Origin of the sequence: Delftia sp. WSY_7, assembly GCF_043104845.1 — a bacterium.
GTDB classification, from domain to species: domain Bacteria; phylum Pseudomonadota; class Gammaproteobacteria; order Burkholderiales; family Burkholderiaceae_C; genus Comamonas; species Comamonas tsuruhatensis.
Window position 1 is genome coordinate 73,083 of sequence record NZ_JBICLB010000005.1, and the last position, 19,837, is coordinate 92,919.

24 protein-coding genes are annotated in these 19,837 nt (G+C 65.3%); 7 read left to right on the forward strand and 17 right to left on the reverse strand.

Translation table 11 applies throughout. The annotated features are described in order from the left end of the window. Nucleotides 1-94: 94 nt before the first annotated feature. Complete coding sequence (locus tag ACF8ME_RS01650; protein WP_061287390.1) at nt 95-2,161, reverse strand: DEAD/DEAH box helicase; 2,067 nt, start codon at nt 2,159-2,161, stop codon at nt 95-97. A gap of 330 nt (nt 2,162-2,491) precedes the next feature. Further along, complete coding sequence (gene orn / locus ACF8ME_RS01655; protein WP_016445790.1) at nt 2,492-3,097, reverse strand: oligoribonuclease; 606 nt, start codon at nt 3,095-3,097, stop codon at nt 2,492-2,494. Between the two features lie 30 nt (nt 3,098-3,127). Between orn and ACF8ME_RS01660 the strand changes: the two genes are divergently transcribed. From ACF8ME_RS01660 to rsgA, 3 genes are read left to right on the forward strand one after another with little or no spacing between them, the layout of a single operon-like run. Further along, complete coding sequence (locus ACF8ME_RS01660) at nt 3,128-4,429, forward strand: M48 family metallopeptidase (protein ID WP_392415027.1); 1,302 nt, start codon at nt 3,128-3,130, stop codon at nt 4,427-4,429. 16 nt (nt 4,430-4,445) lie between these two features. Next, complete coding sequence (locus ACF8ME_RS01665; protein ID WP_016445788.1) at nt 4,446-4,778, forward strand: 4a-hydroxytetrahydrobiopterin dehydratase; 333 nt, start codon at nt 4,446-4,448, stop codon at nt 4,776-4,778. An 18-nt stretch (nt 4,779-4,796) separates the two neighbouring features. Beyond that, nucleotides 4,797-5,765 carry a ribosome small subunit-dependent GTPase A gene (rsgA, locus tag ACF8ME_RS01670; protein ID WP_016445787.1) on the forward strand — a complete coding sequence of 323 codons (969 nt, stop codon included), beginning with the start codon at nt 4,797-4,799 and terminating at the stop codon, nt 5,763-5,765. Nucleotides 5,766-5,856: 91 nt separating this feature from the next. Here the strand turns inward: rsgA and ACF8ME_RS01675 are convergent, their stop codons facing one another. The 6 genes from ACF8ME_RS01675 to rpsP form a co-directional block, all read right to left on the reverse strand. Continuing rightward, on the reverse strand, nt 5,857-6,846 hold the full coding sequence (locus tag ACF8ME_RS01675; RefSeq protein WP_026062341.1) for a CobD/CbiB family protein: 990 nt from the start codon (nt 6,844-6,846) through the stop codon (nt 5,857-5,859). Nucleotides 6,847-6,914: 68 nt separating this feature from the next. Further along, nucleotides 6,915-7,643 carry a CoA pyrophosphatase gene (locus ACF8ME_RS01680; RefSeq protein ID WP_392415029.1) on the reverse strand — a complete coding sequence of 243 codons (729 nt, stop codon included), beginning with the start codon at nt 7,641-7,643 and terminating at the stop codon, nt 6,915-6,917. Nucleotides 7,644-7,729: 86 nt separating this feature from the next. Then, nucleotides 7,730-8,110, reverse strand: coding sequence for a 50S ribosomal protein L19 (gene rplS, locus ACF8ME_RS01685; RefSeq protein WP_016445784.1), 381 nt, complete (start codon nt 8,108-8,110; stop codon nt 7,730-7,732). A 110-nt stretch (nt 8,111-8,220) separates the two neighbouring features. After that, nucleotides 8,221-8,991, reverse strand: a complete 771-nt coding sequence (gene trmD / locus ACF8ME_RS01690) for a tRNA (guanosine(37)-N1)-methyltransferase TrmD (RefSeq protein WP_017405202.1) — start codon at nt 8,989-8,991, stop codon at nt 8,221-8,223. A gap of 12 nt (nt 8,992-9,003) precedes the next feature. Then, nucleotides 9,004-9,573, reverse strand: coding sequence for a ribosome maturation factor RimM (gene rimM / locus ACF8ME_RS01695; protein WP_016445782.1), 570 nt, complete (start codon nt 9,571-9,573; stop codon nt 9,004-9,006). Nucleotides 9,574-9,696: 123 nt separating this feature from the next. Further along, a complete protein-coding gene (gene rpsP / locus ACF8ME_RS01700) occupies nt 9,697-9,951 on the reverse strand; it encodes a 30S ribosomal protein S16 (protein WP_012207143.1) in 255 nt (84 codons plus the stop codon). 145 nt (nt 9,952-10,096) lie between these two features. On the opposite strand from rpsP, the gene ACF8ME_RS01705 reads away from it, so the two are divergent. Next, entirely contained in the window at nt 10,097-10,621 is a 525-nt protein-coding gene (locus tag ACF8ME_RS01705; RefSeq protein ID WP_043789808.1) for a GNAT family N-acetyltransferase, read from the forward strand. A 7-nt stretch (nt 10,622-10,628) separates the two neighbouring features. Then, nucleotides 10,629-11,132: an NINE protein gene (locus ACF8ME_RS01710; RefSeq protein ID WP_016445780.1), complete on the forward strand. Its 504-nt coding sequence runs from the start codon at nt 10,629-10,631 to the stop codon at nt 11,130-11,132. 76 nt (nt 11,133-11,208) lie between these two features. Here the strand turns inward: ACF8ME_RS01710 and ACF8ME_RS01715 are convergent, their stop codons facing one another. The 7 genes from ACF8ME_RS01715 to ACF8ME_RS01745 form a co-directional block, all read right to left on the reverse strand. After that, nucleotides 11,209-12,219 (reverse strand): inorganic phosphate transporter, encoded by a 1,011-nt coding sequence (locus ACF8ME_RS01715; protein WP_016445779.1) that lies wholly within the window; start codon nt 12,217-12,219, stop codon nt 11,209-11,211. Between the two features lie 22 nt (nt 12,220-12,241). Further along, entirely contained in the window at nt 12,242-12,889 is a 648-nt protein-coding gene (locus ACF8ME_RS01720; protein ID WP_016445778.1) for a DUF47 domain-containing protein, read from the reverse strand. A 143-nt stretch (nt 12,890-13,032) separates the two neighbouring features. Continuing rightward, nucleotides 13,033-13,395, reverse strand: coding sequence for a DMT family protein (locus ACF8ME_RS01725; RefSeq protein WP_016445777.1), 363 nt, complete (start codon nt 13,393-13,395; stop codon nt 13,033-13,035). A 252-nt stretch (nt 13,396-13,647) separates the two neighbouring features. Then, nucleotides 13,648-14,400 (reverse strand): ABC transporter ATP-binding protein, encoded by a 753-nt coding sequence (locus ACF8ME_RS01730; RefSeq protein WP_392415032.1) that lies wholly within the window; start codon nt 14,398-14,400, stop codon nt 13,648-13,650. A 3-nt stretch (nt 14,401-14,403) separates the two neighbouring features. Beyond that, the gene (locus ACF8ME_RS01735; RefSeq protein ID WP_016445775.1) at nt 14,404-15,198 is read right to left on the reverse strand and encodes an ABC transporter ATP-binding protein; all 795 of its coding nucleotides are present in this window, start codon (nt 15,196-15,198) and stop codon (nt 14,404-14,406) included. Between the two features lie 17 nt (nt 15,199-15,215). After that, nucleotides 15,216-16,295 (reverse strand): branched-chain amino acid ABC transporter permease, encoded by a 1,080-nt coding sequence (locus ACF8ME_RS01740; RefSeq protein WP_016445774.1) that lies wholly within the window; start codon nt 16,293-16,295, stop codon nt 15,216-15,218. A gap of 10 nt (nt 16,296-16,305) precedes the next feature. After that, a complete protein-coding gene (locus tag ACF8ME_RS01745; RefSeq protein ID WP_016445773.1) occupies nt 16,306-17,235 on the reverse strand; it encodes a branched-chain amino acid ABC transporter permease in 930 nt (309 codons plus the stop codon). Nucleotides 17,236-17,540: 305 nt separating this feature from the next. Between ACF8ME_RS01745 and ACF8ME_RS01750 the strand changes: the two genes are divergently transcribed. Then, nucleotides 17,541-17,888, forward strand: a complete 348-nt coding sequence (locus ACF8ME_RS01750) for a GFA family protein (protein WP_016445772.1) — start codon at nt 17,541-17,543, stop codon at nt 17,886-17,888. Nucleotides 17,889-17,896: 8 nt separating this feature from the next. Here the strand turns inward: ACF8ME_RS01750 and ACF8ME_RS01755 are convergent, their stop codons facing one another. Together ACF8ME_RS01755 and ACF8ME_RS01760 are read right to left on the reverse strand one after the other, a co-directional pair. Then, nucleotides 17,897-18,502 (reverse strand): 2-hydroxychromene-2-carboxylate isomerase, encoded by a 606-nt coding sequence (locus tag ACF8ME_RS01755; RefSeq protein WP_016445771.1) that lies wholly within the window; start codon nt 18,500-18,502, stop codon nt 17,897-17,899. A 52-nt stretch (nt 18,503-18,554) separates the two neighbouring features. Continuing rightward, nucleotides 18,555-19,283 carry an SDR family oxidoreductase gene (locus tag ACF8ME_RS01760; protein ID WP_016445770.1) on the reverse strand — a complete coding sequence of 243 codons (729 nt, stop codon included), beginning with the start codon at nt 19,281-19,283 and terminating at the stop codon, nt 18,555-18,557. A 91-nt stretch (nt 19,284-19,374) separates the two neighbouring features. Between ACF8ME_RS01760 and ACF8ME_RS01765 the strand changes: the two genes are divergently transcribed. After that, nucleotides 19,375-19,824 (forward strand): helix-turn-helix domain-containing protein, encoded by a 450-nt coding sequence (locus ACF8ME_RS01765; protein WP_016445769.1) that lies wholly within the window; start codon nt 19,375-19,377, stop codon nt 19,822-19,824. Nucleotides 19,825-19,837 lie beyond the last annotated feature (13 nt).

A 19,837-nucleotide genomic window follows, 5' to 3' on the forward strand; every position in this document is an offset into this window, starting at 1 on the left:
TGCGCCACGAACACAGGCAGCGCCAGGCAGGCAGGCGGATTGCCCAAAAAAAACCGGCCCCGAAGGGCCGGTCTGCATGCAAAGCCGGAATCGATCAGCGCACGGCGCGCTTGCGATCGCCGCCCTGGGGCGAGTAAGGCTTGGGAGCGCTCTTGCCAAAGGCCGGACGGCGCTCACCACCGCCGAAGCCGCCGCGGGATTCACCGCCGAAGCCACGCGATTCACCGGATGCACCACGGAAGCCGCCATCGCGGTGGCCGCCATCGCGGTGGCCGCCATCGCGGGGAGCACCCTCACGACGGTCGCCGCCGCGCGCAGCGCCACGGTCGCCGCCGAAGCCACGGCCTTCGCCGCCACGGCCAAAGCCGCCTTCACGCGGAGCCTGGCTGTAGCCACCTTCACGCTGGCCCTGGCCAAAGCCGCCTTCGCGCTGACCCTGGCCGAAGCCGCCTTCACGCTGGCCGCCACCGAAGCTGCCGAAGCCAGCCTTGCGGCCATAGCCTTCCGAATCACGGCGGGGGCCGAAGCCACGGTCGCCACCGCGATCACCAAAGCTGCGCTCGCGGTCACCACCGCCGAAGCCGCGGTCGCCACCGAAACCACCACGACCACCGCCGGCGGAGCCTCGGCGATCACCACCACGGCCTTCAAAGCCGCCGCCACGACGGCCGCCACGGCCTTCGTTGCCGCTGGGTGCGCGCTGTGCAGGCTCGAGACCAGGAATCACCTCGGCCTTGAATTGCTGACGGCTGTAGCCTTCGATATCGAAAATGCGGCGGCGGTCACGGAATTCCGCGAACGTCACGGCCACGCCTTCGCGACCGGCACGACCCGTGCGGCCGATGCGGTGGGTGTAGTCCTCGGCCTTCATGGGCAGGCCGTAGTTGAAGACGTGGGTGATGGAGGGCACGTCAATGCCGCGTGCCGCCACATCGGTCGCCACCAGCACCTGCACCTGGCCGCTGCGCAGCGCCATCAGGCGGCGGTTGCGCAGGCCCTGGCTCAGGGCGCCGTGCAGCGCCACGGCCGAGAAGCCGTCCTGCTGCAGGTCGTTGGCCAGGCCGTCGCACTCGACCTGGGTCGATGCGAAGACGATGGCCTGGTTGATGGTGGTGTCGCGCAGCCAGTGGTCCAGCAGCTTGCGCTTGTGCTGGGAGTTGTCGGCCCAGAACAGCACTTGCTTGATGTTGGCATGCTTTTCCTGGGGCGTGTCGATGGTGACCTTCTTCACACCCGATCCGCCGTCATGCATCACGCGCATGGCCAGCTGCTGGATGCGGGGCGCGAAGGTGGCGCTGAACATCATGGTCTGCTTGCGCTGGGCCGTCAGGTCGTTGACTTCGGCCAGATCGTCCGAGAAGCCCAGGTCCAGCATGCGGTCGGCCTCGTCGACCACCAGGAACTGCACCTGGTCGAGCTTGATCTGCATCGAGCGCTGCAGGTCCAGCAGACGGCCAGGCGTGGCCACCACGAGGTTGGCGTTCTGCAGCTTGGCAATCTGCAGCTGGTAGGGCATGCCGCCCACCACGTTGGCAATGCGGATGCCACGGCAGTGCTTGACCAGTTCGATGGCGTCATGCGCCACCTGCTGAGCCAGCTCGCGCGTGGGGCACAGGATCAGGGCGCCGGGAACGGCCGCCTTGAAGTTGCGGGGATTGGTGGGGTCCTTGCGCTTGTTGCGCTTGGGCGTGGGCTGGCCGCTGGCAGTGGCCTCGGCGCACTGGCGGTCATATTCGGCGCGGATGGCGGCTTCCTCGTCAGCCTTTTGCTGGATCAGCGTGTGCAGCACGGGCAGCAGGAAGGCGGCGGTCTTGCCCGAGCCGGTCTGGCTGGAAACCATCAGGTCGATGAAGGCCTGATCACCACTGCCCATGGCCAGGGGAATGGCTTGCGCCTGCACGGCCGTGGGCTGGGTGTAGCCCAGATCGGCAACGGCGCGGACCAGCTCTTCAGCCAGGCCCAGCTCGACGAAGGCGTTGGGGAGTTCGGGAGCTGCCTGAGCGGCTTCGGCGCCCTCGACGGTTTCAGCAGCGGCCTGCGACTCGGCGGCCTGCTCGGCACCGGCAACGGCGGCGTCCAGCACGGAAGAGGCTTGGGCAGCGCAAGCAAAAGAGGAATCGGCAGCGGCAATGATGCCCTGCTCTTGAGAGATGTCGTTCATGAATGGCTCTAACGAAAAGCACGCGCAGTCAGCGATCTGCCACGCTTTTCTCGACGGTTGGGTCAACATCCACCGTCAGACTTGACCGGCCCTTCGCAAAAGGGCGGATGGGCGTTTTCGGCTGGTCCGAAACCGATGGTCCCGCCATCCATGAAAGCCTTCATGGAGGTCTGTGGACATCGACCTCGGACACACAGCGCAGGAGCCCTTGTGTGATGGAGATGTGCAAATTGCCCCTTGTTGATGGAGGCAAGCTGTAGATTGTCGCACTCCTGGGGTTTTCCCGCAAGCCCCCTGCACAAAAATGGCCGGAGGGCCCGGCTCCGGGCGCTAGACGCTCAGCAGGCGTGCGCGATAGTGCGCCAGCTCATCGATGGATTCATGCACATCGGCCAGCGCCGTGTGGCGCTGGGCCTTCTTGAAGGATGCGTAGGCATCGGGCTTCCAGCGCCTGGCCAGTTCCTTGAGGGTGCTGACATCAACGTTGCGGTAGTGAAAGAAGTCGTTGAGCTTGGGCATGTAGCGCTCCATGAAGCGCCGGTCCTGGCCAATGCTGTTGCCGCACAGCGGCGCCTTGCCCTTGGGAACGTACTGCGCCAGGAACTTGATCAGCGCGGCTTCCGCATCGGCCTCGGTGGTGGTCGATGCCTTGACGCGCTCGATCAGGCCGCTCCTGCCGTGCGTGCCCTTGTTCCAGGCGTCCATGCCGTCGAGCAGGGCATCGCTTTGATGGATGGCGAACACAGGACCCTCGATGCGCGTGGCAAGGTCCGGGCTGGTGACGACCACGGCGATCTCGATGATGCGATCGGTGTCGGGCTGCAGCCCGGTCATCTCGCAGTCGAGCCAGACGAGATTGAGGTCGGATTTGCTCAGGGTGACGGGCGTGCCGGATTCGGCGGGGACGGGAATGCAGGCGCTGGAGGCTTCGGACATGGCCCAAATTGTCGCCTACACTGCGGCCACATGGTCTTCAACCCCGATTTTTCCTCGACGCTTTCCCTGCTGTTTGCCGCAGCCGTGCTGGCCCAGTGGCTGCTGCGCGCCTGGCTGGCCTCGCGCCAGGTTCGCCATGTGGCAGGCCACAGAGCGCAGGTGCCCGAGGCCTTTGCGCAGCGCATCAGCCTGGCCGCCCACCAGAAGGCCGCCGACTACACACTGGCGAAGGCACGCGTTGCCCTGATCGACATGACGCTGGGCGCCGTGGTGCTGCTCGCATGGACGCTGCTGGGCGGGCTGGATGCACTCAACCAGCAGTTGCTGGAATGGATGGGCGCCGGCCTGTGGCAGCAATTGGCGCTGCTGGCCAGCTTTGCACTGATCTCCGGCCTGGTGGAGCTGCCGCTGTCGCTCTACCAGACCTTTGTGCTGGAGCAGCGCTTCGGCTTCAACCAGATGACGCTGCGGCTGTGGCTGGCCGATGCCGCCAAGTCCACGGCCATGGGCGCAGCCATCGGCCTTCCGATTGCGGCACTGATCCTGTGGCTCATGGGTTCGGCCGGCGACCTGTGGTGGCTCTGGGCATGGGCCGTCTGGACGGGCTTCAACCTGCTGCTGATGTGGATCTTCCCGACCTTCATCGCACCGCTGTTCAACAAGTTCGATCCGCTGGAGGACGGCCCGCTCAAGGAGCGCGTGAGCGCACTGATGCAGCGCTGCGGCTTCACGGCCAAGGGCCTGTTCGTGATGGACGGCAGCCGCCGCTCGGCACATGCCAATGCCTATTTCACGGGCTTTGGCCACGCCAAGCGCGTGGTGTTCTTCGACACCTTGCTCAAGCAGCTGGACGCCGACGAGGTGGAGGCCGTGCTCGCGCATGAGCTGGGACATTTCAAGCACCGCCACATCCTCAAGCGCATGCTGCTGATGTTTGCCGCCAGCCTGGCGGGCTTTGCGCTGCTGGGCTGGCTGTCGCAGCAGCTGTGGTTCTACCTGGGCCTGGGCGTGCGTCCGGGTCTGGACCTTGCGCTGGGACACAGCGGCATCGGCGCCGGCAACGAGGCCGTGGCGCTGCTGCTGTTCCTGCTGGCCGTGCCGGTGTTCAGCTTCTTTGTCACCCCGCTGTTCTCGGCCCTGTCGCGCCGCGACGAGTTCGAAGCCGATGCCTACGCCATGCAACAGGCCAGCGGCACCCACCTGGCCTCGGCACTGCTCAAGCTGTACGAGGACAATGCTTCAACGCTCACGCCCGATCCCTGGTACGTGGGCTTCTACTACTCGCATCCGCCCGCCCTCGCCCGGCTGGCGCGCATGCCCTCTCCGACCTGAACCATACGCACTCACCATGAGCACACAACGCTTGCAACAACAGGACTGGTCCAACCAGCAGCGCCGCGCGCTGACTTCCGACGAACTGCACACCGCACTGGCCGCCCTGCCGGGCTGGCAGCTCGATGGCGATGCCATCGCCAAGAGCTACGCCTTCGCCAACTACTACGAGACCATGGCCTTCGTGAATGCGCTGGCCCTGATCGCCCACCAGCAGGACCACCATCCCGACCTGACCGTCAGCTACGGCCGCTGCGGTGTACGCCTGAACACGCATGACGTGAACGGCATCTCGTCCACCGACATCGAGTGCGCAAGGCGTATCGATGCGTTGCTGGCGCGCCCATGAATCGCACCCCGCTGACCCATGGCTGAGCGCTCCGCACTGCACGAAGGCCTGGTCGTCTCCAGCCATGGCCGCCATTGCGTGGTCGAGACCGAAGACGGCTCGCGCCACATCTGCCACCCGCGCGGCAAGAAGAGCCAGACCGTGGTGGGCGACCGCGTGCGCTGGCAGCTTCCGCCCCCAGGCCAGGGGGAGGAAGGCACCATAGAAAAGGTGCTGGAGCGGCGCAACCTGTTCTACCGGCAGGACGAGATACGCACCAAGTCCTTTGCAGCCAACATCGACCAGGTGCTGATCCTGATCGCCGCCGAGCCGGTCTTCTCCGAAAGCCAGCTGGCCCGCGCCCTGATCACTGCCGAAGCCACCCACATCAAGCCCCTGATTGCCCTCAACAAGCGTGACCTGGCCGAGCCCTTTGCCGACGCCTGGGAGCGCCTGGAGCCTTATCGCGAGATGTACCTGGGCCAGGAAAAGCCGCACTACGAGGTGCTGTCGCTGTCGCTGGCCAATGAGGGCGAGGCCGATCGGCAGCTGCTGATGAAGCACCTCAAGGGCAAGGCCACGCTGGTGCTGGGCCCTTCCGGCTCGGGAAAGAGCACCCTGATCAACCTGCTGGTGCCCGGCGCACGCGCGGCCACCAACGAGATCTCGCAGGCACTGAACTCCGGCAAGCACACGACCACCACGACCAGCTGGTACTGGATGGACGAGGAGCGCACGACAGCCCTGATCGACTCGCCGGGCTTCCAGGAGTTCGGCCTGCGCCACATCGAACCCACCGACCTGCCCCGCTGCATGCCCGACATCGGCGCCCATGCGCAGGAATGCAAGTTCTACAACTGCACCCACCTGCACGAGCCCGGATGCGCGGTCATGCCGCGCGTGGAGGATGAGGAACACGGCATGGACGCCGACCATGACATCAGTGCCAACCGGTACTGCATCTATGCCGAGCTGTTTGATGAGTTGAGTCAGGCCACGAAGTATTGAGCCTCCCCCAAACGCCACGGGACCCCTCCGGGAGGGAGGAAACGACGCCTCCAAAGGGGCGTCATCCAGGACTCGCCCGCAGGCTCCGCACTCAACCCAACAGGCGCGCCAGCGACAGCAGCGCCAGCAGCAGCAGCCAGACCACGACCGAGCGCCAGACCAGGCCGACCACGCTGCGCAGGTGGCCGATCTCGGGCTCACGGCCCGGCGTGGCTTCGCTGTCCACGTCGAGGTCGATCTCCTCGCCGTCGTCCCGGGTCACCGAGATGCCCTCGCGGCGCTTGAGTGCCTCGCCGCCCAGGCGCACGTTGATGGCGCCCGAGGTGGCGGCCAGGATCACGCCGTCGTTGTCGTTGGGAAAGCGCTGGGCATGGAAGCGCCAGCCCTCGATGGCCTCCTCGAAACTGCCGACCACGGCAAAGGAAAGAGCCGTCAGCCGTGCGGGCAGCCAGTCGATCACGGTCCAGGCCAACCGTGAGGCGTGCTGCAACTGGACACTGACCTGGCTGCCACCCAGCAGGCCCTTGCGCGACCAGGAGCGCGACAGGTGCTCGGTCATGCGGTAGAACACGGCGCCCAGCGGGCCCAGGCCCAGCGCCGCCAGTGCAGAGAACCAGAACAGCACGCCAAACACATGGCGATGCGCTGCCAGCACCGAATACTCGATCACATGGCGCACCACCTCGCTGCGGGGCACTTCGCTGGCGTCCACCTGCTGCCAGTGGGCGAGGGCTTCGCGCGCCGCGTACTCGTCACCTGCATCCAGCGCATCGCGGATGCGCGTGAAGTGGTGGCTGAACTGGCGAAAGCCCAGCGTGACGTAGAGCACGGCCACATTCCAGACCATGGCCAGCGGCCAGCCCACGCCCCACAGCAGCAGCAGATAGATGCCTGTCACCAGCACGCAGGGCAGCGCCACCGCCACGGTCCAGGCCAGCCAGCCGTGGTGCGCCTGGCCGGCATCGAAGTTGCGGCGCACCGAAACCGTCCAGGCCCTGTAGCCTGTGTGCACCAGGTTGGCCGGCGTCAGGGGGCGCGCCTGCTCGATCAGCAAGGCGATCAGAATGGCAAAGAAACTCATCCGGCCATCATACTGGCGCATGCGGGCAGGCCCGTGACCCCGGGGTGGCACGGCACCCCATCCGGGCATCAGGCCGACAGGAATCGGTAAAGATTGCGCAGCATGCCGGCCGTGGCGCCCCAGATGTAGCGCTGGCGGTCTCCATCCTGGTAGGGCATGGCAAACCATTCGCGCGGCACGCCGTTCCAGACCATGGCGTGGCGCTCATGGTTGGCAGGATCGAGCAAAAAGGACAGCGGCACCTCGAACACGTCCGCCACCTCGTAGGGATTGGGATGCAGGCGCGCCCGGGGATCGACCAGGGCCACCACCGGCGTGATCAGAAAGGCCGTGCCCGTGGTGTAGATGGGCAGGGTGCCCAACACTTCCACATCGCCGGCAGCAAGCCCGACTTCCTCCTGCGCCTCGCGCAGGGCCGTGGCCTGGGCAGACACATCCTCAGGATCGCGCTTGCCACCCGGAAAGGCCACCTGGCCCGAATGCGTGGACAGATGGGCCGTGCGTTCGGTCAGCAGCACCGTGGGCTCGGAGCGCAGCACGATGGGCACGAGCACGGCGGCATCGGTGGGCTGGCGATCACTGAAGCGTTTCTCGCGCACCACCTCGGGAGCCCAGCGTGGCGGCCGCGCAAAGCGCTGGCGCAGGGCATCCGGCGCGCGGGCCTCCAGAGGCACGGCGGGCAGGTGGCTGTCCCTGCCCACCAGTTGCGCCATGCGCGGGTCGGCGACCAAGGCGACGGCCGCTGGCGCCGGGCCGCCGGTCGGCACGGGTATGGCGGTATCGGGCAGAGAGGACACGAATGAAGGAATGTGGTGAAAACGACCGGGCAACAAAAAAGCCGCTACAGGCGACTGTAGCGGCTTTCCAGCTGTGACGCAGGTGCTCAGGCTTCGGCAGAAACCTTGACACGCGACGGCAGCTTTTCCTTGATGCGGGCCGACTTGCCGCTGCGCTCGCGCAGGTAGTACAGCTTGGCACGACGCACATCACCGCGACGCTTGACTTCGATGCCGGCGATCAGGGGCGAGTAGGTCTGGAACGTACGCTCCACGCCTTCACCACTGGAGATCTTGCGCACGGTGAAGCCGCTGTTCAGGCCACGGTTGCGCTTGGCGATCACGACGCCTTCGTAGGCCTGCACGCGCTTGCGGCTGCCTTCGACCACGTTCACGCTCACGATGACGGTGTCACCGGGGGCGAACTGGGGGATGGTCTTGTTCAGACGGGCGATTTCCTCTTGCTCGAGGGTCTGGATCAGATTCATGGTCAACATCCAATCGATCTTGTCCGCGCCAGGATTGGCAAGCGCCGGGATTGGCGCCATGGCTGCTTTGTTCGTAGCAGCGGCCGGATAGAGGATCGAAGAATCGCGGATTATAGCCCGGCGGCGTTTTTTGCCAAAAACCCCTCGTCCTTGGCGTTGAGCAGGCCCTGGGCGCGCGCCTGTTCTATCAGCTCGGGCCGGTGCCTGGCCGTGATGGACAGGCGCTGGTCGCGGCGCCAGCGCTCGATCTGCGCGTGGTGCCCAGACAACAGCGGCGCCGGCACTTCGCGCCCTTCCCAGACTTCGGGGCGCGTGTAGTGCGGGCAATCGAGCAGACCATCGAGCGCGGGATTGAAGCTGTCCTGCTGGAAGCTGCCCTCGTCGTTGAGCACGCCGGGCTGCAACCGGGCCACGGCATCGAGCAAGGCCATGGCAGCAATCTCGCCACCGGAGAGCACGAAATCGCCCAGGCTCAGCTGGTGCGTGACATGGGCATCGATGAAGCGCTGGTCCAACCCCTCGTAGCGGCCGCACAGCAAGATGGCACCCTGCCCCTGCGCCCAGTCAGCGACCACGCAGTGGCGCAGCGTCGTGCCTATCGGCGAAAACAGCACCACCGGCGCCGGCTCGGTCTCGCCCGCGTCGCGGCGCGCCTGCTGCGCCGCCTCCAGGCAGCGCTGCAGCGGCTCGGCCATCATCACCATGCCCGGCCCGCCGCCAAAGGGCCGGTCGTCCACGCGCCGGTAGTTGCCCTGGGCATGGTCGCGCGGATTCCACAGGTGCACGCCGACCTGGCCCGAGGCATAGGCCCGGCGCGTCACGCCGCTTTCGAGAAACGGCGTGAACAGCTCGGGAAACAGCGTGAGGATGTCGAAGCGCATGGATGTCGGCGATCAGTAGTCGGGCTGCCAGTCGGCAACGATGGTCTTGCCCGGCAGATCCACCTTGTCCACATAGGCGTCGACAAAGGGAATCATGCGCTCGCGCTCCTTGCCATCCTCTTCATAGGCCAGCACCAGCACGGTCTGCGGGCCGGTGGACAGCAGGTCTCGGACGATGCCCAGGGCCACGCCTTCGCGGTTGACCACGGACAGGCCCAGCAGGTCGACCCAGTAATACTCGCCATCCTCGGGCTGCGGAAAATCGCTGCGCGCCACGAAGATGCGCGCACCGCGCAGGGCCTCGGCAGCGTTGCGGTCGTTCACGGCGGGCGAGGTGGCGACGACGGAGTCGGAGTGCACGCGCGCCTGCTTGACCGGCAGCAGCACGGTTCCGGTGAACTGCCGGGCGCCTTTTTCGGCGGGCTGCAGATACCACTGCTTGGCCGTGAACAGGGCCTCGGGGTCGGAACTGAAGGCCGCCACCTTGAACCAGCCCTTGATGCCCCAGGCATCGGCGATGCGCCCGACCTCCACGGCATCGGCAGGCAGGACGCTGGCTTCGAGTTCAGGCATGTGGCTCATGGCAGTCGGTAGGCAGTAGGTGGACGGTCAATGCAGATCGGTGCAAGGCGATCCGGAGGGGGAAAACAAAAACGGGCCCCGTCAGACAAGCCAACGGAACCCGATTTCAGAAGGGGTGCTGGATTAGGCAGCAGTCTTCTGGGTGGCCTGCTTGATCAGGCGCTCTGCGGTCTCGGAAGCCTGCGCGCCAACGCCCTTCCAGTAGTTCACGCGGTCCAGAGCAACGCGCAGACCCTCTTCGCCACCACGGGCGTTGGGGTTGTAGAAGCCCAGACGTTCGATGAACGAACCATCGCGGCGAACGCGCTTGTCAGCAGCAACGATGTTGTAGAACGGACGGGCCTTGGAACCGCCGCGAGAGAGTCGAATGACGACCATGATTTTCCTTCGGGTGGCGCAGCCACCACGTAATTAACACACAATAAATGGCTGCACAGAGTTTTGCGGCGTTTGAGACACGCGACATGGCCACCCGGCCAGCGACACGCCGTAAAACCAGCGATTATATCGAACTTCTTTTCTCATGCCTACCATCCGCCCAAGCCAGGACAGCGATCTCGCTGCCATCACCGCCATCTACCGCCACCACGTGCTGCATGGCACAGGAACGTTCGAGACCGATCCCCCTTCCGAAGCCGACATGGCCACGCGCCGCGCGGATGTGCTGGCCAAGGGCCTGCCCTATCTGGTCGCCGTGGACGCACAGGGCCAGGTGCTGGGCTTTGCCTACGCCAACTGGTTCAAGCCGCGCCCGGCCTATCGTTTTTCTGCCGAGGATTCCATCTATGTGCATGACGCGGCACGCGGCCAGGGCGTGGGCCGCCTGTTGATCGATGCGCTGTCGCACGACTGCGAGGCGGCCGGCGTGCGCAAGCTGCTGGCGGTGATCGGCGACTCGGCCAATGCCGGCTCCATCGGGGTGCACCGCGCTGCAGGCTTCACCCCTGCGGGCACGCTGCGCTCCATGGGATGGAAGTTCGGCCGCTGGCTGGACATCGTGCTCATGGAGAAGACCCTGGGAGACGGCAACCGCAGTTCGCCCGAATAATGGGCGCATGAACCGACCCAGCACGCCCCTGCCCCAGACCACCGGCGCCGACCGGGCTCCCCGCCCCAGGAACAAGACACTGGCCGCCTGGCTGGCCTTTGTGGGCGGGCCGCTGGGGCTGCATCGCTTTTACCTGCATGGGCTCGGCGACTGGCTGGGCTGGCTGCTGCCCGTGCCCACGGCGCTGGGCGTGTACGGCATCGAACGCGTGCAGCAACTGGGACAGGACGACCAGCTCAGCTGGCTGCTGATTCCGCTGCTGGGCTTCACCATCGCCGGCTGTGCGCTGCGCGCCATCCTCTACGGGCTGACCGACACCGAAGCCTGGAACCGGCGCCACAACCCCGGCATTGACGTGCAGGCGCAGGCCGGACGCACGGGCTGGTCAACCATCTTTGCCATTGCGCTGTCGCTGATGCTGGGCGCCGCCGTGCTCATGGCCAGCATTGCCTACAGTTTCCAGCACTACTTCGAGCACCAGGTGGAGGAGGCGCGCAAGATTTCGCAGTGAGGCGCAGCCAACGCTTCCCCCGAAAAAAGAAAGACCGCCATGGGCGGTCTTTCTTTTTGGCGGCAGCAGCCCCGGCTCAATACAGCTGCAGGCTGATCCAGTAGGCAATCGATGCCACGAAGGCGCTGGCAGGGATCGTCAGCACCCAGGCCCAGACGATGTTGCCTGCCACGCCCCAGCGCACGGCGCTGGCGCGCTGGGTGGAGCCCACGCCGACGATGGCGCCGGTGATGGTGTGCGTGGTCGAGACCGGCACGCCCAGGAAGGTTGCAAAGAACAGCGTCAGTGCACCACCGCTTTCGGCGCAGAAGCCGCCCACGGGCTTGAGCTTGGTGATCTTCTGGCCCATGGTCTTGACGATGCGCCATCCGCCGAACATGGTTCCCAGGCCGATGGCCAGGTAGCAGCTGACGATGGTCCACAGCGGCGGCTCGGCGTCGCCGGCATTGGCATAGCCGGTGGCGATCAGCAGCAGCCAGATGATGCCGATGGTCTTTTGCGCGTCATTGCCGCCGTGGCCCAGGCTATAGGCACCGGCGGAGACCAGCTGCAGCCTGCGGAACCAGCGGTCCACCCTGTTGGGCGCGGCGCGCCGGCAGACCCAGGCCACCAGCACCATCATCAGCGAGCCCAGCAGGTAGCCCAGCAGCGGCGAGACGAAGATGAAGGCCACGGTCTTCCCGATGCCGCTGGCAATCAGCGCGCCTGCGCCGGCCTTGGCCATCACCGCGCCCACGATGCCGCCGATCAGCGCATGCGAGGAACTGCTGGGGATGCCGTAGTGCCAGGTGATCACGTTCCAGGCAATGGCACCGACCAGGGCACCGAAGACCACATGCGTGTCGACGATGCCGGGCTGCACGATCCCCTTGCCCACGGTGGCTGCCACGCTCAGGTGAAAGACAAAGACCGCCACCACGTTGAAGAAGGCCGCGAAGGCCACGGCCTGCGTGGGCTTGAGCACGCCCGTGGAGACCACGGTGGCGATCGAGTTGGCAGCATCGTGGAAGCCGTTCATGAAGTCGAACAGCAGGGCCAGCACCACCAGCAGGATCACGACCCACAGGGCCGCTTGTACGGATTCCATAGAGAAACGACTCCGCGAGGGCTCAGGAATTTTCGAGGACGATGCCCTCGATCAGGTTGGCCACGTCCTCGCAGCGGTCGGTCACCGTCTCCAGCAGCTCGTAGATGGCCTTGAGCTTGATGACTTCGCGCACATCGGGCTCTTCGCGGAACAGCTTGCTCATGGCCGAGCGCATCACGCGGTCGGCGTCCGATTCGAGGCGGTCGATTTCCTCGCAGGTCTTCATCGCCGCGTCCACCACCGAGGGATCGGAGATGCGCGACAGCAGCTTGACCGCATCGCGCAGCCGCTCGCAGCAGCGCACGCACAGGTCCGTCAGGCGCGTGATCTCTTCCGTCATGTGGCGCACGTCGTACAGCGCCATGGTCTCGGCCGAGTCCTGGATCAGGTCGGCCACGTCGTCCATGGTGTTGATCAGCGAGTGGATGTGCTCGCGGTCCAGCGGCGTGATGAAAGTCTTGTGCAGCGCCTTGGTGACGTCGTGCGTCACGCGGTCTGCGGCACGCTCGGCGTTGTTCACGTCCTCGTTGTACTTCTCGCGAAGATGAGGATCGTTGTAGTTGGCGACAAGCTGCGAGAAGGCATGCGCGGCTTCGACGATGCGATCGGCATGCTGGTTGAACATCTCGAAAAAATTGCCTTCGCGCGGCAATAACTTGCCAAAAAGCATGAATGCTCCTTACCGGGAAACAGGGGGAACCAGGCGACTCACTGCGTCACATTGCGGATGCTTGGCATGGCTTCCCGGCTTGAACGGGGCGAAGTGTACTCTTGAGTCCCAGGCGCGTTTTTGCGCGCCGGCGCGCCGCCCTGTCAGCCGCTGCGAAAAATAAAGTACACCGCGCCCACCATGCACAGCCCGGCCCAGAGGAAGTCCCATTTGAGCGGCTGGTTCAGGTAGAGCACGGCAAAGGGCGCGAACACCGCCAGCGTGATCACCTCCTGGATGATCTTGAGCTGCGCCACGCTGAACTGCGTGTGGCCTATGCGGTTGGCGGGCACCTGCAGCAGGTACTCGAACAGCGCGATGCCCCAGCTGACAAGGGCTGCCACGTACCAGGGCGACGAGGCGTGGTTCTTCAGGTGGCCATACCAGGCGAAGGTCATGAAGACATTGCTCATGGCCAGCAGGACCACGGTCTGCAGCCCGACGGGGATGTGTTGGAGCCAGTTCATGTGATGTGCAGCCCGACGCGGGGAAACCCAAATTATCGCGTCCGGCACTCGGCAGGGCGGATTTTCGATTTCTTTCCAAAAATTGCCTTTTTGCGCGAATTTCCTCGAATAACCCATTCCATCGCACAAATACGCAAAGTCTCGCATCGATCGACGCTTGATGAATCTTCATCAAATCGTCATATTTTTGCCATATCCCGTCAGTGGCACGGGGCATTCCATCCATCCCCGCGCTCACGGCAGCCGTGGCGCTCACTCGCCCAGATAGGCAGCCCGCACGCGCGGGTCGCTGAGCAGGGTCTGGCCGGGCCCCGTCATGGTGATCAGGCCGGACTCCATCACATAGCCGCGATCGGCCAGCGCCAGCGCACGGCTGGCATTTTGCTCGACCAGCACAAGGGTCACGCCCAGGCCGTGCACGTCGCTCACCACCTCGAAGATCTTGTCCACCATGATGGGCGACAGGCCCATGGAGGGCTCGTCCAGCAGCAGCACCTTGGGCTGGCTCATCAGCGCGCGCGCCATGGCCAGCATCTGCTGCTCGCCACCCGACATGGTGCCGGCCAGCTGGTCGCGGCGCTCCTTCAGCCGCGGGAAGATGCCGAACATGCGCTCGATGTCGGCGGCAATGCCGGCCTTGTCGTTGCGCGTGTAGGCGCCCATGAGCAGGTTCTCGGTGATGGTCATGCGCGCGAACACGCCGCGCCCTTCGGGCACCATGACCAGGCCCTGGGCCACCAGATCCCAGGCGCCCACGCCCCGGATGCTGCGGCCCAGGTAGTGCACATCGCCGTCCGCCATCTGCAGGCTGCGCGTGACGGCCTTCATGGTGGTGGTCTTGCCGGCACCGTTGGAGCCGATCAGCGAGACCAGCTCGCCCTGGCGCACCTCGAAGTCCACGCCCTTGACGGCCTGAATGCCGCCATAGGCCACCTTCAGGCCCTCGACCTTCAGCAGCACCGGAGGGGACGCGCCCTTGTCTTGCTCTTGCTCTTGCTCGCCCATGGTTCAGTGTCCTCCCGTGCCCAGATAGGCTTCGATCACCTTGTCGTTCTTCTGCACCTCGGCCGGCGTGCCTTCGGCAATGGGCTTGCCATAGTCGAGCACGGTGACGCGGTCGCACAGGCCCATGACCAGCTTCACGTCGTGCTCGATCAGCAAGATGGTGCGCTGGTCGCGGCGGATGCGGTCGATCAGCTCGCGCAGCTGCACTTTCTCGGTGGCATTCATGCCGGCGGCAGGCTCGTCCAGCGCGATCAGCTGCGGGTCGGTGGCCAGGGCCCGCGCGATCTCCAGGCGCCGCTGGTCGCCGTAGCTCAGCGTGCGGGCCTTGAAGTCCGCGTACTTGGAGATGCCCACGTAGTCCAGCAATTCACGGGCGCGCGCGCGGATGGCGGCCTCCTCGGCCTTGAAGCCGCGCGTGCGCAGCACCGCGCCGATCAGGCCCGAGTGCGTGCGCACATGGCGCCCGACCATCACGTTCTCCAGCGCCGTCATCTCGGCAAACAGCCGGATGTTCTGGAAGGTGCGCGCAATGCCGGCCTTGGCCACCTTGTGCACGGCCGTGGGCTCGTAGGCCTTGCCGGCCAGCTCGAAACTGCCGCTGTCGGGCGTGTACAGGCCCGTGATCACGTTGAAGAAGGTGGTCTTGCCCGCGCCATTGGGTCCGATCAGTCCGTAGACCTGGCCCCGGCCAATGGTCATGCCCACATCGGACAGCGCCTGCAGCCCGCCGAAGCGTTTGGAAATGCCCGAAACCCTGAGCACCGGAGCGCTGGAGCTGTTGTCTGCCGTATTCGCCATCTGCGGTTTCTCCATGCTCAGGACTGGTGCGGCAGGTTCTTGCCATGCTCGGGCGACGGCCACAGGCCGCGCGGACGCATCAGCATGATGACGATCATGGCCAGCGCGATCAGCAGCTGGCGCAGGATGGAGGCATCGAGCCGCCCATCGGTCATCTGCTGCAGGGGACCGGCCACATAGCGCAGCACCTCGGGCAACGCCGACAGCAGCACCGCACCCAGGATCACGCCGGGCAGATGGCCAAGGCCGCCGAGCACCACCATGGCCACGATCATGATGGACTCCATGAGGCTGAACGACTCGGGCGAGACGAAGCCCTGGAAGGCCGCGAACATGGCGCCCGAGACACCGCCAAAAGAGGCGCCCATGCCGAAGGCCAGCAGCTTCATGTTGCGCGTGTTGATGCCCATGGCCTTGGCGGCGATCTCATCCTCGCGGATGGCCATCCAGGCGCGGCCTATGCGCGAGTCCTGCAGGCGCCAGCAGATCACGATGCTGACCAGCACCAGGAAGAGGAACAGGTAGTAGTACAGCGTGACCGAGCTGATGTCGTAGCCGAAGATCTCCTGGCGCTTGGCTAGGTCCAGCCCCAGGATCTTGACCGAGTCGATCTGGCCTATGCCTTTGGGGCCATTGGTGATGTTGACCGGCTGGTCCAGGTTGTTCATGAAGATGCGGATGATCTCGCCGAAGCCCAGCGTGACGATGGCCAGGTAGTCCCCGCGCAGCTTGAGCACCGGAATGCCCAGCAAAATCCCCGTGATGGCCGCCAGCAGCGCCGCCAGCGGTATCACCAGCCAGATGGAGGTATGCAGCCCGTCCGGGAACATGGCGGCAAAGCCCTCGAAGGTCTCCGCCAGATGCGGCGAGGCCATCAGCGCGAACATGTAGGCGCCCACGGCGTAGAACGCCACATAGCCCAGGTCCAGCAGGCCCGCGTAGCCCACCACCACGTTCAGGCCCAATGCCAGCAGCACATAGAGCAGCGCCAGGTCGGCGATGCGCACCCAGGCATTGCCGAAATACTGCAGCACCAGCGGCAGCACCAGCAGCGCCAGGCCACCCAGGATCCATTGCACGGTCTTCTTGCTGTTCATGCGTCTCTCCTCAGGCGCGGTCGGCCACACGCTCACCCAGCAGGCCCGAGGGGCGCAGCGTCAGGATGATGATGAGCACGATGAAGGCGAAGATGTCGGTGTAGTGGCTGCCCAGCACGCCGCCCGTGAGATCACCGATGTAGCCCGAGCCAATGGACTCGATCAGCCCCAGCAGCATGGCGCCGACCACGGCGCCCGCCAGGTTGCCGATGCCGCCGAACACGGCCGCCGTGAAGGCCTTGAGCCCCGGCAGAAAGCCCATGGTGTGGTGGGCCGTGCCGTAGTTGGAGGCATACATGATGCCCGCGATGGCCGCCAGCACGGCGCCGATGATGAAGGTGGCAGAGATCACCATGTCAGGCTTGACGCCCATCAAGGCCGCCACGCGCGGATTCTCGGCCGTGGCCCGCATGGCGCGCCCGAGCTTGGTGTAGTTGACCAGGTAGGTCAGCGCAGCCAGCGCAATCGCCGTGACCACCAGCACCAGGATCTGGGTGGGCGTGATCACCGCCGTGCCGATCTCGAAGGGCGTGCTCGGCAGCAGCGTGGGATAGGCCTTGTAGTTGGGCTTCCAGATGATCATGGCCAGCGTCTGCAGCAGCAGCGAGACGCCGATGGCCGTGATCAGGGGCGCCAGGCGCGGGCTGCTGCGCAGGCGCCGGTAGGCCACTTTCTCGATCACGAAATTCAGTGCGGCGGCCACCACGCAGGCGATCACCGTCGCCAGCAGCAGGATCAGCCAGCCCGGTGCGCCCGGCATGGCCTCCTGCATCAGGCCTATGCAGCTCCAGCTGGTCAGCGCCCCGACCATGAGCACCTCGCCATGGGCGAAGTTGATGAGCTGGATGATGCCGTACACCATGGTGTAGCCCAGGGCGATCAGGGCATACATGCTGCCCAGGACCAATCCGTTGATGACCTGCTGAAGCAGTATGTCCATATGCGCTCTCCCCTTTTGCTCAGGATGGAGACATTCAGCGTGCCTCGCATCCAAACGAACGGAGCCAGCAATGCCATGGTGGTGGAAGCTCTCCTGCCGCATCCCGGCTTGTGATCAGGAAGCCGCAGGGGATGGGCGATTCTAGGCACCCCCCGGTGGCCTGCAACGCCTTGTTGCAGCGGGGTTTCCCGAGGCTTTACAAGCCACGCGCTCTTATGTAGCACTGCAGCAATTTGCCGCAGCCAGCATGAACTCCTACCATCAACGGCAGTGCCGCCAGCAAGCGGTGGCCACGGAGAACCCCGATGAAATACCACGGCAGCTGCCACTGCGGCGGCATCGCTTTCGATGTGGAAGGCGAACTCACCCAGGTCATGGCCTGCAACTGTTCCATCTGCGCGCGCAAGGGCGCCCTCATGTGGTTCGTGCCTCGCGAACAGCTGCAGCTGAGCACGCCCGAGGAGCAGATGCGCTCCTACACCTTCCACCGGCATCTGATCCAGCACCGCTTCTGCCCGACCTGCGGCATCCACCCTTTCGGCGAAGCCACCGACCCCAAGGGCCGGCACATGGCGGCCGTCAACGTGCGCTGCCTGGAAGGCGTGGATGCCGAAGCCTTGCGCATCACGCGCTACGACGGACGGTCGGCCTGAGGCTGGCTTCAGGCCCGCAGCGCTTCTTCCTCCACATCGCGCAGGCGGTCCTTGCCGAAGTAGATCTCGTCGCCAACAAAAAAGGTGGGCGATCCGAAAGCGCCACGGTGGAAGGCCTGCTCGGTATTTGCCAGCAGCCGGGCCTTGACTTCGGGCGTCTGGCTTGCGGCGATCAGGGCTGGGGCGTCCAGACCCGCCCCGGACAGCTCGGTGCCGATCACCTGGGCATCGTCCATCTTGCAGCCCTTCTCCCACATGCTGGAGAACACCGCATCGACATAGCGCTCGAAGCAGCCCATGTCCTGGGCGGCCACGGCCCCACGCATGATCTGCAGGGTGTTCACGGGAAAGTGAGGATTCATCCGGAAGCGCGTGAGGCTGTGCCTGTGCACGAAGCGCTGCAGCTCCAGCGCCTCATAGGCGCGCTTGTTGGGAATGTCGGCATTGGCCTCGGCCGGGGAGCGGTTGTTGGCCAGCTTGAACAGGCCTCCCAGCAGGACAGGCACATATTCGAAGCGGATGCCGCTGCGCGCCTCGATCCGGGGAATGACCTGGTGGCAGAGATAGGCGTTGGGGCTGCCGAAGTCGAAGAGAAATTGCACCTTGGTGTTCATGGCGTGGCCTGCGGGAGTGGGAGGAAGTGACGATGCGATAAGGCAAGGCGGCTCACCACGGCTCCATCCAGGGACGGATCTCGGTCTCGTGCGTCCAGGCGTCGCGCGGCTGCTGGTGCAGTTGCCAGTAGAGGTCGGCAATGTGCTCGGGATTGAGGATGCCGCCCTGCTCCTTGAGGGCATAGCGCTCGGGGAAATTGCTGCGGATGAATTCGGTGTCTATGGCGCCATCGATCACGGGATGGGCCACATGGATGCCCTTGGGCCAGAGTTCGCGCGCCATGCTCTGCGCCAGGGCGCGCAGGCCGTGCTTGGCACCGGCAAACGCGGCAAAGCCCTCGCGCCCGCGCAGACTGGCCGTGGCGCCCGTGAAGATGATGGTGCCCCGGCCGCGCGGCAGCATCACCCTGGCCGCCTCCCGCCCCATCAGAAAGCCGGCGAAGCAGGCCATCTCCCAGACCTTGAAGTAGACGCGCGCCGTGGTTTCGGTGATGCCGAAGCGCACATTGGCGCCGATGTTGAAGACGGCGACCTCGATGGGTGCGATCTCGGCCTCGATCTTCTGCACCAGGGCCACCATTTCCTCTTCCTTGCGCGCGTCGCTGCCAAAACCATGGGCTTCACCCCCTGCGGCGCGGATCTGCTCGACCAGCGGCTGGAGTTTGTCGGCATCGCGGCGGGTGACGCAGGCGATATAGCCTTCGCGCGCAAAGCGCCGGGCAATCGCCCCGCCCGTGGCGTCACCGGCACCGATGACGAGGATGGCTTTCTTGTCGGTCATGGAATCTCCGTGGATGAAGAAGTCAGTTCATTTTTTGAACTTTATGCACGGTAGGTTTAAAATCTGAACCCGTCAAGCGGGGAACTGCCCAATGAAATGGAACGAACTGGAAGAGGAGCGCTGCTCCATCGCACGCACGGTCTCGGTCATCGGTGACCGCTGGACGCTGCTGGTGCTGCGCGACTGCTTTCTGGGAGTGCGCCGCTTCGATGAATTCCTGGGGCGCCTGGGCATTTCACGCCCCATGCTGTCGGACAGGCTGGCCAGGCTGGTCGAGGCCGGCGTGCTCAAGAAGGTGGCCTACCAGGAGGCGCCGGTGCGGCACGAGTACCGCCTCACGTCCAAGGGACTGGACCTGCATCCCGTGGTCATGGCCATCGTGCACTGGGGCGATGTGCACATGTCCGGCGAGGAAGGCCGGCCCCTGCTGCACCGGCATTCGGTGTGCGGCCACACGTTCGATCCCCTGATCGTCTGCTCGCACTGCCACGCTCCCTTGCACGCGCGGGATGTGACGGTGGAGCCCGGCCCGGGCGCCTAGCCCTGGCTCCAGC